The sequence below is a fragment of the Streptomyces sp. NPDC002817 genome (assembly GCF_053592055.1).
This window is the reverse complement of sequence record NZ_JBSFUY010000003.1, coordinates 475,270-487,688: the sequence shown is the minus strand read 5'-3', so window position 1 is coordinate 487,688 and position 12,419 is coordinate 475,270. Positions and strand designations below refer to the sequence as shown.

Annotated in this window: 14 protein-coding genes, 1 tRNA gene and 1 pseudogene; 12 read left to right on the top strand and 4 right to left on the bottom strand. The window is 68.8% G+C overall.

The genetic code is table 11. The features are described from left to right. Positions 1 to 72 precede the first annotated feature (72 nt). Positions 73 to 552, top strand: a complete 480-nt coding sequence (locus ACWD3I_RS08300) for a hypothetical protein (protein ID WP_365394639.1) — start codon at positions 73 to 75, stop codon at positions 550 to 552. A 61-nt stretch (positions 553 to 613) separates the two neighbouring features. On the opposite strand, the gene ACWD3I_RS08295 is transcribed toward ACWD3I_RS08300, so the two are convergent. Together ACWD3I_RS08295 and dcd are read right to left on the bottom strand one after the other, a co-directional pair. Further along, on the bottom strand, positions 614 to 1,123 hold the full coding sequence (locus ACWD3I_RS08295; RefSeq protein ID WP_365394640.1) for a phosphoribosyltransferase: 510 nt from the start codon (positions 1,121 to 1,123) through the stop codon (positions 614 to 616). After that, positions 1,120 to 1,695, bottom strand: a complete 576-nt coding sequence (gene dcd / locus ACWD3I_RS08290; RefSeq protein WP_030600337.1) for a dCTP deaminase — start codon at positions 1,693 to 1,695, stop codon at positions 1,120 to 1,122. The genes ACWD3I_RS08295 and dcd overlap by 4 nt, the downstream gene beginning before the upstream one ends. Positions 1,696 to 2,196: 501 nt before the next feature. On the opposite strand from dcd, the gene ACWD3I_RS08285 reads away from it, so the two are divergent. Then, positions 2,197 to 2,270 (top strand) — tRNA-Gly (locus ACWD3I_RS08285). A 155-nt stretch (positions 2,271 to 2,425) separates the two neighbouring features. On the opposite strand, the gene ACWD3I_RS08280 is transcribed toward ACWD3I_RS08285, so the two are convergent. Beyond that, positions 2,426 to 2,764: an STAS domain-containing protein gene (locus ACWD3I_RS08280; RefSeq protein WP_365394641.1), complete on the bottom strand. Its 339-nt coding sequence runs from the start codon at positions 2,762 to 2,764 to the stop codon at positions 2,426 to 2,428. Positions 2,765 to 3,046: 282 nt separating this feature from the next. On the opposite strand from ACWD3I_RS08280, the gene ACWD3I_RS08275 reads away from it, so the two are divergent. The 10 genes from ACWD3I_RS08275 to ACWD3I_RS08230 all read left to right on the top strand — a co-directional run bounded on the left by ACWD3I_RS08275 (position 3,047) and on the right by ACWD3I_RS08230 (position 12,281). Further along, on the top strand, positions 3,047 to 3,646 hold the full coding sequence (locus tag ACWD3I_RS08275; RefSeq protein ID WP_365394642.1) for a chemotaxis protein CheB: 600 nt from the start codon (positions 3,047 to 3,049) through the stop codon (positions 3,644 to 3,646). Next, positions 3,646 to 5,511: a CheR family methyltransferase gene (locus ACWD3I_RS08270; RefSeq protein WP_365394643.1), complete on the top strand. Its 1,866-nt coding sequence runs from the start codon at positions 3,646 to 3,648 to the stop codon at positions 5,509 to 5,511. The genes ACWD3I_RS08275 and ACWD3I_RS08270 overlap by 1 nt, the downstream gene beginning before the upstream one ends. A gap of 22 nt (positions 5,512 to 5,533) precedes the next feature. Further along, positions 5,534 to 6,385, top strand: coding sequence for a GAF and ANTAR domain-containing protein (locus ACWD3I_RS08265; protein ID WP_365394644.1), 852 nt, complete (start codon positions 5,534 to 5,536; stop codon positions 6,383 to 6,385). Positions 6,386 to 6,397: 12 nt separating this feature from the next. Next, entirely contained in the window at positions 6,398 to 7,129 is a 732-nt protein-coding gene (locus ACWD3I_RS08260) for a GAF and ANTAR domain-containing protein (protein ID WP_365394645.1), read from the top strand. Between the two features lie 381 nt (positions 7,130 to 7,510). Continuing rightward, a complete protein-coding gene (locus ACWD3I_RS08255; protein ID WP_365394646.1) occupies positions 7,511 to 8,089 on the top strand; it encodes a hypothetical protein in 579 nt (192 codons plus the stop codon). A 67-nt stretch (positions 8,090 to 8,156) separates the two neighbouring features. Further along, positions 8,157 to 8,624 carry a DUF5990 family protein gene (locus ACWD3I_RS08250; RefSeq protein WP_365394647.1) on the top strand — a complete coding sequence of 156 codons (468 nt, stop codon included), beginning with the start codon at positions 8,157 to 8,159 and terminating at the stop codon, positions 8,622 to 8,624. A gap of 413 nt (positions 8,625 to 9,037) precedes the next feature. Further along, on the top strand, positions 9,038 to 9,241 hold the full coding sequence (locus ACWD3I_RS08245) for a cold-shock protein (RefSeq protein WP_004986771.1): 204 nt from the start codon (positions 9,038 to 9,040) through the stop codon (positions 9,239 to 9,241). A gap of 244 nt (positions 9,242 to 9,485) precedes the next feature. Then, complete coding sequence (locus tag ACWD3I_RS08240) at positions 9,486 to 10,997, top strand: DEAD/DEAH box helicase (RefSeq protein WP_365394648.1); 1,512 nt, start codon at positions 9,486 to 9,488, stop codon at positions 10,995 to 10,997. 52 nt (positions 10,998 to 11,049) lie between these two features. After that, positions 11,050 to 11,388, top strand: a complete 339-nt coding sequence (locus ACWD3I_RS08235; protein WP_451084046.1) for a CBS domain-containing protein — start codon at positions 11,050 to 11,052, stop codon at positions 11,386 to 11,388. A 539-nt stretch (positions 11,389 to 11,927) separates the two neighbouring features. Then, positions 11,928 to 12,281, top strand: coding sequence for a helix-turn-helix domain-containing protein (locus ACWD3I_RS08230; protein ID WP_365394649.1), 354 nt, complete (start codon positions 11,928 to 11,930; stop codon positions 12,279 to 12,281). On the opposite strand, the pseudogene ACWD3I_RS08225 reads toward ACWD3I_RS08230, so the two are convergent. Continuing rightward, a pseudogene (locus tag ACWD3I_RS08225) lies at positions 12,214 to 12,396 on the bottom strand (hypothetical protein); the annotation flags it as partial. The gene ACWD3I_RS08230 and the pseudogene ACWD3I_RS08225 overlap by 68 nt on opposite strands. Between the last annotated feature and the right edge of the window lie 23 nt (positions 12,397 to 12,419).

Below are 12,419 nucleotides of genomic sequence, written 5' to 3'. Positions count from 1 at the left end.
GGCGTACCCGGAGCAGCGAGGCGCACAGCGGTAGCATCCCGCATGCCCATCCCATGGAGATCCAGCACCGAGGTGTTCGCGCAGGTCTTGAGACAGCGCGGGGTCGAGCCCGATTCCGTGCTCGACGTCGATGCCGCCTGGGATGGTTTCGGCGAGTTCTGCCAGGTCGAGGTCGACGGGATCGAGCGGGCCGAGGATGACGGTGATGGCTTCATCGCCGAATGGGGCCGGTGGGACTGGAACGACGACCAGCCCTCGCTGTCCTTCGGGCGACAGCTAGCGGTCACCGGGGTCGGCGAGCGCGATGATCCCGGCTGGCAGCCTGAGTACTGGAAAGTGGAGCTGGAGCTCATCTTCGCCGAAGACCAGGCATGGGCCGATCTCGACCGCCTCGGACGTCAGGACACCGGATACGCCTTCGCCGTGATCGGTACTCCCAGGACCGCCTCACTCGTGGAGATGCGCCGGTTCATCGAGTCCTGCCCACCGTTGGCAGCCATGTGGCGAGCCGAGCCCACGCGCAGCGTGCTGTCCCTTGCACGAGTGGGGTAGCCGTTACGTAGAAAGCCCTCGGCGATCAGCCGAGGGCTTCCTGACTTGCCGGTGCCGCAGGTCAGAGCGCTTCCCTGTTCTCCTTCGGCGCCTCGCCAGACTTATGTACCGGAGGCAGCACACTCCACGGAAAGTTGATCCACTCATCCGTCCGCTTCCACACGTACTCGCACTTCACCAGCGACTGCGTCTTCTCGTAGACGACGGCGCTGCGGACCTCGGCGACGGTGTCGAGGCAGAAGTCGCGGACCAGCTTGAGGGTCTTGCCGGTGTCGGCGACGTCGTCGGTGATGAGGACCTTTTTGGAGGAGAAGTCGATGGCGTTGGGGACGGGGGCGAGCATGACGGGCATGTCGAGGGTGGTGCCTACGCCGGTGTAGAACTCGACGTTGACCAGGTGGATGTTCTTGCAGTCCAGCGCGTATGCCAGGCCGCCCGCGACAAACACGCCGCCGCGGGCGATGGAGAGGACGACGTCGGGCTCGTAGCCGTCGTCGGCGATGGTCTGCGCGAGCTCGCGGACGGCGACGCCGAATCCCTCGTACGTCAGGTTCTCCCGTACGCCGCTCATACCTGCGTCCTGTGGAAGTTGAGGAAGGAGCGGGAGGCCGTCGGGCCGCGCTGGCCCTGGTAGCGGGAGCCGTAGCGCTCGCTGCCGTAGGGGAACTCGGCCGGCGAGGAGAGCCGGAACAGGCAGAGCTGGCCGATCTTCATGCCGGGCCAGAGCTTGATGGGGAGGGTGGCGAGGTTGGAGAGCTCCAACGTCACGTGCCCGGAGAAGCCGGGGTCGATGAAACCGGCGGTGGAGTGGGTGACGAGGCCGAGGCGGCCGAGGGAGGACTTGCCCTCCAGGCGCGAGGCGAGGTCGTCGGGGAGGGTGATGACCTCGTAGGTCGAGGCGAGGACGAACTCGCCGGGGTGGAGGATGAAGGGCTCGTCGCCCTCCGGCTCCACGAGGCGCGTGAGGTCCGCCTGCTCGACGGAGGGGTCGATGTGGGGGTAGCGGTGGTTCTCGAACACCCGGAAGAAGCGATCGAGGCGCACGTCGACACTGGACGGCTGCACCATGGATTCGTCGTAGGGATCGATCCGTACTCGCCCGGCGTCGATCTCGGCCCGGATGTCCTTGTCTGAGAGAAGCACGCCCCGAGGATACGCAAGGCGCGCGGACCGACCACCATCGGACGGTCCGCGCGCCTGGGTACTACTCCTTCACTGCTTCTCCAAGGTCACCGGAACGACGCTGCGAAGCCGGGCGCAACGAGGGCACCGGACGAGTCTTCCGGGACCGAGCCGCTCGGCCTGCTGCATCGGGAACGAAGCGGTGCTGAACACGTGCCCATCGGCACAACGGACGACAGTGCGCTCCATCAAGTTCTGGAGTCCCTTCCCCAAGAGCCGCGTCCGGCTGCTGCTCGCCGGACGACAAAAGCCACATTACGGGATGGAAGGAACGACTCTCCAGGCGGCACTCCGACCGCTCCCGGAGCCTCTCCCACCTCTCCACCGTACGCCCCAACTCCGGCGCCCCGCAGCCCCATCGCTCCCCTGAAACGCACTCAGACCCCGCGGCTCCGGCGCCGGGGGTCTGGCATGAGGTAGAGTGACAGAGCGTTCCGACACCGTTCTCAACCGGCGTCTTACGCGGGTGTAGTTTAGTGGTAGAACATCAGCTTCCCAAGCTGAGAGTGCGAGTTCGATTCTCGTCACCCGCTCCAGCAAAACCCCCAGGCCTTGAGCCCGGGGGTTCTTTGTTGTCTGGGCCGGCAGGCGGGGCGCGCACCACAACCGCACCACCAGGTCCCTGAGGATCTCTCCTTGTGGTGCTTCGATCGACGGCCGCGCGAGCGGTCGGCACTCCCAGCCGGCCGTTTCAGCTCACCGGCGCACGCCCGCCGAGAGCTTCGTCCAGGGTGACCGCCAGGACGAAGATCCGGTCGAGTCCCACGATCCGGAGCATCTTGCGGATCATGGGATGGGGACAGACGAGCGTCAGATGCCCGCCCCGCGCTTCGACGCGCCGACGGGCACGGCACAGCAGCCTCAGCCCGACGCAGTCCAGGAATTCGACAGGGCTGAGGTCGATCACGACCAAGAGGTTGCGGCCGTCGGTCGCCTCGTCCAGTTCCGGGGCGATGCGGACGGCCGCGGCGATGTCCACCTCGCCGTGGAGTTCGACGACCGTACGCCCTCGTATCCGATATCTGTGCACATGGCGAACAGGCGAAGAAGCATCCCGGGGCATGGAGATCACCGTGAATTCAACGGACTGCCCGCCTCGGTCTCGGGGCGGGCGACGACAGGGGTTCACGGCCACCGGGAGCAGGGGCGGCGTAGTACGGCGATGCTAGGGCGACGCCAGGCCGCTCCCGGGGCATATGCGATGAGCAAGGCATCGAACTCCTCCGTTGGGGTGGAATTCGCCAAGGGGGCTTGACGCACTCGGCCGGTAGGAATCGCCCCTGCCCTGCGGTTCTCCACTAGGCTCGCCAGTGTGACGGCCGACCAGTCCTCCACAGACCAATACGCCATCGTCGCTGTCGCGTCATCTGCCGGCGGCATCCACGGGCTGACCGAGCTCCTCGGGGCGCTGGGCCCGGAGCTGCCCGTGCCCGTGCTGGTGGTCCAGCACCTCGACCCCCGGCACCGGACGGTGATCGCCGACGTCCTCTCCCGCCGCACCGAACTTCCGGTCAAGCTCGCGGAGGCCGAGGAACGCGCACAGCCAGGCACCGTCTACATCGCCCCTCCCGACCGGCACCTCCTCATCGGCGCCGACGGCGTCATGTCGCTGTCCAACACCGAGCTCGTCCACTTCGTACGCCCCTCCGCGGACCTCCTCTTCGAGTCCGTCGCCGGTGCCTACGGGCCGCGGGCGATCGCGTGCGTGCTCACCGGGACCGGCCGCGACGGCTCGATGGGCGTGGACGCCGTCAAGTCGCGCGGCGGCACGGTGATCGCCCAGGATCCGCAGTCGGCGGAGTTCAACGGGATGCCGCAGGCGGCGGTGGACACGGGAGCGGTGGACTTCGTGCTACCCCTTGAGGAGATCGCGGCGGTCGTCCGCGGACTTGTCGAGGCCAAGAGGCAGTGATGGGCGCACCCGAGGACACACACACCGACGAGGCGCTGGAGGAACTGCTCGTCTTCCTCAGGGACGCCCGCGGCTTCGACTTCACGGGCTACAAGCGCTCCACCCTGGGCCGGCGCATCCACAAACGGATGACCGACGTGGGCGTCCGCTCCTACCAGGACTACCAGGATCTCCTCGAAACCAGCGCGGACGAGTTCGGCGCCCTCTTCAACACGATCCTGATCAACGTCACGTCGTTCTTCCGCGACCCTGACGCCTGGACCTTCCTCCAGCGTGAAGTCGTCCCCGAACTGCTCGCGGACATCCCGCCCGAACAGGAGATCAGGGTGTGGAGCGCCGGCTGTTCCAGCGGCGAGGAGGCGTACTCCCTGGCCATCATGTTCGCGGAGGCACTCGGCGTCGAGGAGTGCCTGCGCCGCGTCAAGATCTACGCCACGGACATCGACGAGGAGGCACTGCGCCAGGCCCGGTCGGGGCTGTACCCGGCGAAGGGCCTGGAGCCGCTCCCCACCGAGCTGCGCGAGAAGTATTTCGAGCAGAACGGCGCCCAGTTCGGCTTCCGCCCCGACCTGCGGCGCCGGGTGATCTTCGGTCGGCACGACATCACCAGCGACGCCCCGATCTCCCGGCTCGACCTGCTGATCTGCCGCAACACGCTGATGTACTTCAACGTCGAGGCCCAGACCCAGATCGTCGACCGCTTTCACTTCGCCCTGCGCAAGAACGCCTTCCTCTTCCTCGGCAAGGCCGAGATGCTGCTGAACGACGCCGACCGGTTCGACGTGGTCAACATGCGCCAGCGCATCTTCCGACGCCGCGCGGGCGACGCCGGGCTGCCGTACCACCCGACCCCCACGAAGATCAGGGCCGGCGCGGGCATCGAACTGCACTCGGTGGCCCGCACCCGCCAACTGCGCGACCTCGTCCTCGACGCGAGCCCGACCCCGTCGATCGCCATCGACGACGACGGAACCGTCGTGGTGATCAACAGCCAGGCGAGGATCCAGTTCGGCCTGACACCCAGCGACATCGGGCGCCCCTTCCAGGACCTGGAGATCTCCTACCGGCCGGTCGAACTCCGGTCCCTGATCGACCAGTCCATGCACGAGCGCCGGACCCTGCGGGTCAACAGGGTGGAGCGCAGGACGGGCGAGGACCTCCAGTACTTCGACATCGTCATCCAGCCGATCGCCGGGCCCAGCGGCCTGCATGTCGCCACCACCATCTCCTTCCTTGACGTCACGGTGGCCACCCAGTTGAAGGCCGAGGTCAAGCGGGTGCGCGAGGATCTGGAGACGGCATACGAGGAACTCCAGTCCACCAACGAGGAACTGGAGACCACCAACGAGGAACTCCAGTCCAGCATCGAGGAACTGGAGACCACCAACGAGGAACTCCAGTCCACCAACGAGGAGTTGGAGACCACCAACGAGGAACTCCAGTCGGGCAACGAGGAACTGGAGACCATGAACGACGAGATGCGCATCCGCACCGAGGAGCTGGACGAGGCCAGGGCCTTCCTGGAGGCCGTCCTGACCAGCATCGAGGCGGGCGTGGTGGTCCTGGACCGCGACCTGAAGGTCAAGGGCTGGAACCGAGGCGCGGTCGACCTGTGGGGACTGCGTACGGACGAGGTCATGGACGAGAAGTTCTTCGCACTGGACTTCGGGCTGCCCACCGAGGTGCTGCAACCCGTCGTGCGCACCTGCCTCAAGACCCGTGAACGCTCCGGGCCGATCGGCGTAGAGGCACTGAGCCGCATCGGCCGGTCCATCACATGCGACGTGTTCTGCTCCCCGTTCGACGGCCACCACGGAGGCGTCGTCCTGTTGATGGAGGAGAGCAGAAGCGACGACTCCGACTGACACCACGACGTACGCTTCAGGCATGAACCCGCGGGGTCAGGAAGAAGCCCACGGTCTGGCAGCGGTGGCACTGCGTCGCGCCACCCGGGCGCTGGAGCGCGCGGAGCGGGCCGACGCGGCCGCCGAGCGTCATGAACGCCTGGCGGAGAAGACCGGACGTGAGTTGTACGCACAGATCGCGGCGACGCACCACCGCACGGCCGCGTGCCATCGTTCCTCGGCCGCCCTCCATGAGGCATTCGCCCGTCGTACGACGGAATGGGCCGGACGGGGTACCCAGCCCCGGTTCATGACCGGCGTCGCGGAGGCGTGCGGTTCGAGCAGCGCGGCGCTCACCCTGATCGACTCCGGCCACAACCAGCTCGCTGTCGCGGTGTCCGACGAACAGTCCCGCGCCGCCCAGGACCTGGAGTACGTGCTCGGTGAGGGCCCGTCCCTGGACGCGGCATCGGGCCGCCGCCCGGTCCAGGTGTCGGGCCGGGCCATCGAGACACGCTGGCCCGGTTACGGCCCCGCCGTCACCTCCCTCGGTATCACCGCGGTGACCGCCGTTCCGCTGCGGACGCAGGACAGCTGCATCGGCGCACTGGCGGTGTTCGACCCTCACCCCGCCCACTCCGGGTCGGCCGGTCTCGCCGATGTCGCCGAGGCCCTCACCCGCATCGTGCTGCTCGGCCCCGATGCCGACCCGGACCTCTACGGCGGGACCGACCTGAGGGTGACCGTGCAGCAGGCGGCAGGCATGCTCTCCGCACGGATCGGCTGCACGGTCGGCGACGCACTGGCGCTCATCAAGGCCCGGGCGTTCACCGAGGAGGTGTCCACCGAGGTGATCGCACGAGGGATCCTGCACGGCGCCCCGGAACTCGACTGAGGGAGCGACGCCATGACGCCCGAACAGCGGCTGGCCGACGTATTCGTGGCCCTGGCCGGTGGTACGACGGACGGCCCCATGGACATTCCCGGAACCCTTTCGGTCCTGGCGCGCCGCAGCCCGGCTTTGCTCGGCGCCGGTGCCGCGGCCGTGGTGTTCGCCCCCGGGGAGCTCGAGGCCACGCACGTGGCGGGTTCCGACTCCGAGGTGTGGAGGCTGGAGCGCGACGCTGTCGGCTGGCGGGAAGGCCCCGGTCACGACTGCCGCTTCACCCGCGGGCTCCCGGCCCTGGCGGCCCTCGACGGCGGCCCGGCCAGGCAGCGCTGGCCCCACTATGCCGCGCGGGCCCTGGGACTGGGCTACACCCGCGTGGCCGCCCTCCCCTTGCGCGAGCGGACCCGGACCAGCGGTGCACTCGTGCTGCTGTCCGGCGCACGGCAGCACGCCTTCTCCCAGGACGCGCTGGCCCTCGGCCAGTCGATGGCGGACTTCACCGCCGTCACCCTTCAGCGCGCGCGGGAGGCCGACCACAGCCGGACGCTCACCGCCCAGCTGGAACTGGCCCTGACCAGCCGCGTGATCATCGAACAGGCCAAGGGCATCCTCGCGACACGTTGGGCGGTGAGTGTGGACGACGCCTTCGCCCGCCTGCGCAGGCATGCGCGTTCACGCCAACGGCCGTTGAGCGACGTGGCGCGCGAGGTGGTCGAAGGGTGCGCCGATCGCGAGCTGATCGGGGAATGACTGCGGCCGCACACCACAGAGGATCTTCTGCCCGCAGGCCCTGGCACGTGGATGGGCGACCGCGAGGAAGTACGGCGCGGAAGTCGGGGTGACCGGGCGCAGGGGTCGCGTCGGTACCCGCGTGACAGGCCCCGGGCCCGGATCGCGTACCTACCCCCAGGCTCGGCGGCCTTGATGATCGCGCGGCCCTCGGGCGACGTGGACGCCACCAACGGGTGAGCGGTATGCCCCTCACTCTCACGCCGCGGCTGCCATGCGTGACGGGGAGCCATCAGTTCGTGCCCGGTCGGCCCGTGTCCCGACGCCCGGTTTACCCCGTCAGCCCCGGATGTCACCATGCTGTGTCCGGGGGTGTCCGTCCCTCGGCCGGGGGAGGCTCGCATGACAGAGGTGCACCTGCGCAGACTGTCCCGCTGGCAGGCCGATCAGCAGCGGGCTGCCGTGGCGGACCTCTACGCCAAGGCGTATCGCGGTGCCCCGGGCGCCGAGTACCACGACCGTCAGGCCTTCCTCGACCGGTTCGAACAGGAAGTGCAGCACCCGGACTTCGACATGGTGGTCGCCGACGCGGTCGGCCTGGTGGGGTGCGCCTACGGATTCCGGATGGCCCGTACCGGCACGTGGTGGTCGGGACTGCGCGGAGAACTGCCCGAGGACATCGAGGAACTCACCGTCTCGGGCCGGATGTTCCTGCTGGCCGAGCTGATGGTCCTGCCCGCCCACCGCCTCACCGGCATCGCGACCCGCCTGGGCGAGCGGCTCCTGGCACGCCTCGAGGCCGACCTGGTCGTCGCGGCCGTGGAGCGGACCGGCGACGGGTCGGAGAGCGACGCGGCGGCGGACGCCCTGCGCTCCTGGGGGTGGTCGAAACTGGGCGAACTCCGCCCCCGTGCCGCCCATGACGGTTTCGGCCCGGCACCGATGGCCCGCGATGTGTGGATCCGCAGGCCGCTGCGGTGACCTCGGGCCGGTGCCGCCGTTCGAGGTCCCCTGCCCTCCGCGCGGGCCATGCCGGATGATGGCGGCCATGCGCATCCGCATCGACGCCATCGACCTGCCCGGCCTCACCCACCCCGCCCCTGTCGACGGCACGGTGACCACCTACGACAACGTCCATGTCGCCGTGCAACGCCGCGACCGTCCGGCCGAGCTCCTCGAGCCGCAGCCCGGGGACGCGCCGTCCGCGACATGGACCCTGGAGTGCACGTCGAACGCCTCGCCGGCCGGTACCGAGGTCAAGGGTCCCTACGTGCAGAACCGTCTGGGGCGGCGGTTCATCTATCTGTCGTGGGGCACGGTCGACGAGTCGGGCACGTTCACGATGTTCCGCCGCGCCAAGCTCATGCTCGACGTCATCCCCGCCGACACGCTGGCCGCCGCCGCGCGCGACGGGCTGCTGGTCGGGCGGCTCGGACTGACCGACGCGCAGGGCGGGCCGCTGTGCGCACGGGTCGAGCCCCCGCGGATCGCCTGGACCGCGGCACACGCCGAGTAGGACGCCGGCTGTCGGTGCCGCCTCTTGCGGGCGGATGTGACATTCCTTGCGTCGACCGGGTCCCGGCACGTCCGCCGGTGTCCCGTGCGGCGAGGGCGCCGACAGCGGCGCACGGCACATCGACGGAGGTCATGGCGCTGCGGCCGGAAACGTTCGCCAGAAAACAGCTCATCCACGCGGGCCAATATCTGTATCCGTGAAGTAAGAAATGAGACCGGTGCACTGCGAGTATTCCTCGACCGTCAACCTCAGTGGAATTACGGACCGCACAGGGACGATCGCGGCATGCTAATGTCGTTGTCAGTTGCAGGTGTGGTTGCCAGAGGGTTCATTTTCCGACGGGCTAATCAGCACGGGCGACGCGGAATCCACACAGGGTGAATTCCGGAAATCGTCTCCGAAGGAGAAATGACATGGCTACTGGCACCGTGAAGTGGTTCAACGCGGAAAAGGGCTTCGGCTTCATCGAGCAGGACGGCGGCGGCGCCGACGTCTTCGCCCACTACTCCAACATTGCCGCCCAGGGCTTCCGCGAGCTGCTGGAAGGTCAGAAGGTGTCGTTCGACATCGCTCAGGGCCAGAAGGGCCCGACGGCGGAGAACATCGTTCCCGCCTGACACCGGCAGCAACGCATCTTTCGCAGCTGGGGCCCGCACCTTGGGGTGCGGGCCCCAGCTCGCTGCATTTCAGAGCGCGTGACGGGAAGGCTCCATCGCATCACCGAACGGTGACGCATTCCCCCGTCGATCCGATTCGGCGCTCATCATCACCGGGCCGTTCTCGTGATTATCTGCGCCGTTTCTTTTGCTGCGGAAACTCCTTGCTACGTGCCTACGTGCTCACATCGAGGAAAGGTTCCGCTTGAACCGCGCACGCACCGCCCGCACTGCCCGTACCACCCGCTCCGACCGCCCGGCCCGCACCTCCTGGAGCTCTGCCGCCCAGCGCTCGGGTGCTCCGCGGCGTTCCAACGGCAACGGGCGCCGACCGGCCGCACTCCAGGGCGAGTTCGCGCTCCCGGTGACGATCACACCCGCGCTGCCCGCGGTCGAGTCGTTCTCCGACCTCGCTCTGCCGACGCCCTTGCTGGCCGCGCTCGGACGCGAGGGCATGACCGTGCCGTTCCCCATCCAGGGCGCGACGCTCCCGAACTCCCTCGCCGGACGTGACGTGCTCGGCCGCGGCCGTACCGGGTCGGGCAAGACCCTCGCCTTCGGCCTCGCGGTGCTGGCCCGTACGACGGGACGGCGCGCGGAACCGCGGCAGCCGCTCGCCCTGGTCCTCGTCCCCACCCGCGAGCTCGCCCAGCAGGTGACCGACGCGCTCACCCCGTACGCCCGCTCCGTGAAGCTCCGGCTGACCACCGTGGTCGGCGGCCTGCCGATGAGCAGGCAGACGCGCGCGCTGCGGGCCGGGGTGGAGATCGTCGTCGCGACTCCGGGACGGCTCAAGGACCTCATCGACCGTGGCGACTGCCGCCTGGACGACGTCGACATCACCGTCCTCGACGAGGCCGACCAGATGGCCGACATGGGCTTCATGCCCCAGGTCACCGCCCTGCTCGACCAGGTGCGCCCCGAGGGGCAGCGGATGCTCTTCTCGGCCACCCTGGACCGCAACGTCGACCGGCTGGTCCGCCAGTACCTGTCCGACCCGGTGGTCCATTCCGTCGACCCGTCGGCGGGTGCGGTCACCACGATGGAGCACCACGTGCTCCACGTGCCCGAAGCGGACAAGCACCGCACGACCACCGAGATCGCGGCGCGCGACGGCCGGGTGCTCATGTTCCTGGACACCAAGCACGCCGTGGACCGGCTGACCCAGCACCTGCTGAACAGCGGTGTCCGCGCCGCGGCTCTGCACGGTGGCAAGTCCCAGCCCCAGCGCACCCGGACCCTCGCCCAGTTCAAGACCGGGCATGTGACGGTACTGGTGGCGACCAACGTCGCGGCCCGCGGCATCCACATCGACAACCTCGACCTGGTCGTCAACGTGGATCCGCCCACCGACCCCAAGGACTACCTGCACCGCGGTGGCCGTACCGCCCGTGCCGGCGAGTCCGGCAGTGTCGTCACCCTCGTGACACCCGGCCAGCGCCGTGGCATGAGCCGGTTGATGGCCTCGGCCGGCATCACCCCGCAGATCGCCTCCGTACGGTCCGGTGAGGCGGAACTGACGCGTATCACCGGCGCCCAGGCCCCTTCCGGCGTCCCTGTCGTCATCACGGCACCGGCGGTGGCCCGTCCCCGCCGTGCCGGGTCCTCCGGGGCTCCCTCGTCCCGAGGCCGCCAGGACCGCTCCGGTCGGGGGCGCGCCGGCGGAGGAGCGGGGCGGCGCCGGGCGCAGCAGCCCGCCCTCGACTCCGCGGCCTGACCCCGCGGCCCGAAGCATCGTCCAGAAGCTCCCCATCTCCCAGGAGGCACCTTTGACACCGGTTCGGACACAGCGACAGCACGCGGACCTGGCCCCGATGGCCGTGGTCGACGCCATGGACACGTCCGGCCCCCGGGTCCGGGACGACATGACCGTCGAGGTCGCGCTGTCCGTCATGGCCGGTGCCCGTGTCGAGTTCCTCCTCCTGGTCGACGGGGACGACCACTGCACGGGCTCGGTCACCCGGGCGGAGCTCGTCGTTCACCGCGACAGTTCCACGTACACGGACCGGATCCGTCTGCGGGACGTCCTCGGCGGAGCGTTCATCTCGCCCGCCCCTCGGCGCACCGTCGTCGCGGAGCACGGCCGGGCCATGGCTCGCCTCGGCTAGAACCACCTTCAGGATCCCGGTGAGGGCCCTGCCGACACATGTCGGCAGGGCCCTCACTGCTGTCTGACGCCGTCCGTTCTTCGCCCCTGCGGGGAGGGTCACGTCACCCTTAGTGACAGATCAAAGCTATCTGTTCCCCCAAGAAGCCGAAATCTGTTCTTGTCAGAGTAGACATTGAGTTCCGACACGGTTAGCCTTTTCTCATCGAGCACGGTCCGGCGATACCCGGCAGACACGAACTGCCGGGGTTGCAGTACCTGAAGTTCGCAGGCCAAGTGGTTGGTACAGAGGAAGGACGGAGGACGGACGCCATCAGGATCGCCCGGCCCGAGCAGCACTCGGCCGGGTACCGCAAGACCCCGGATTGGAAGGTGGTCCCCGGTCACGCAGCCGCGATCCCCGCACCCCCTCTTGAAGGGCCGGTAGCGGAAACAGAAGGTCGGCACAGCACGAGAGCCGACAGATGGTGTTGAATTTCCTTCGGGGCCCTGGTGCCGTACGGCACCAGGGCCCCTCGACGCGTTGTACTACGAGGTGACATGACAGCAGATACCCCCCTCGGTAATCGTCTCGACGACGACGACTACCCCGCATACACGATGGGGCGGGCCGCCGAGATGCTCGGCACCACCCCGGCCTTCCTCCGCGCCCTCGGCGAGGCTCGTCTGATCACTCCGCTGCGCTCGGAGGGCGGACACCGCCGGTACTCCCGCTACCAGCTGCGGATCGCCGCGCGTGCCCGCGAGCTCGTCGACAAGGGCACCCCGATCGAGGCCGCTTGCCGCATCGTCATCCTCGAGGACCAGCTCGAGGAGGCTCAGCGCATCAACGCCGAGTACCGCCGCCGTGCCGGACACGAGGCGCACGACGGGTCCGTCCCCGGTTCCAGCTGATCACGTGACGACCCGGCCCCTCGAAGGTCCGCGAGAGCAGTGGCTCGTCCCGGACCCGGTTCGCCGTCGCCGCGAGGTGAATCCCCTGCCGGACGATCTCGGCCTCGCTTCCACCGACGCCTGGCCTCCCCCCTTACG